At 40.6% G+C, this 424-nt stretch carries 1 protein-coding gene; it reads right to left on the bottom strand.

Annotated elements, in window-relative coordinates:
• A partial coding sequence (locus KH893_RS12480) for a carbohydrate ABC transporter permease (protein ID WP_281166362.1) occupies positions 1-424 on the bottom strand: 424 nt, incomplete at both ends.

Here is a 424-nt window from a genome sequence, read left to right as displayed (position 1 = left end):
TTATTAGGACCACCCGCTGTCATTAGATCAATTAGACCGAAACTTTTGAATGATTCGATTAGCGTAATAATGGAAACAAAGAAAAGGGTTGGCGAGATTAGTGGAATCGTCACATGCATAAAACGATATGCAGGGCTGGCTCCTTCAATGGCGGTTTCCTCGTAAAGACTTAATGGCAAAGATTCAAAAGCACTGAAAAGTACCAGGAATGCGAAACCCAAATTCATCCAGACGGTTGAAATTATTACCGAAATCATTGCCAGGTTCGGATCAGTCGACCAGTTTAAAATCGGCAGGTGAAGAAAGGCTGCGATCTGGTTCAAAATTCCAATTGAAGGATTGAAGATAAATAACCAAAAGATCGCGGAAACCGATATCGAAACACCCATTGTCGAAGAAAAAATTGTTCGAAAGAATCCTGATC

Origin of the sequence: Liquorilactobacillus sicerae (assembly GCF_029916425.1) — a bacterium.
Lineage (GTDB): Bacteria > Bacillota > Bacilli > Lactobacillales > Lactobacillaceae > Liquorilactobacillus > Liquorilactobacillus sicerae.
This window is presented reverse-complemented; position numbering and strand designations above follow the sequence as displayed.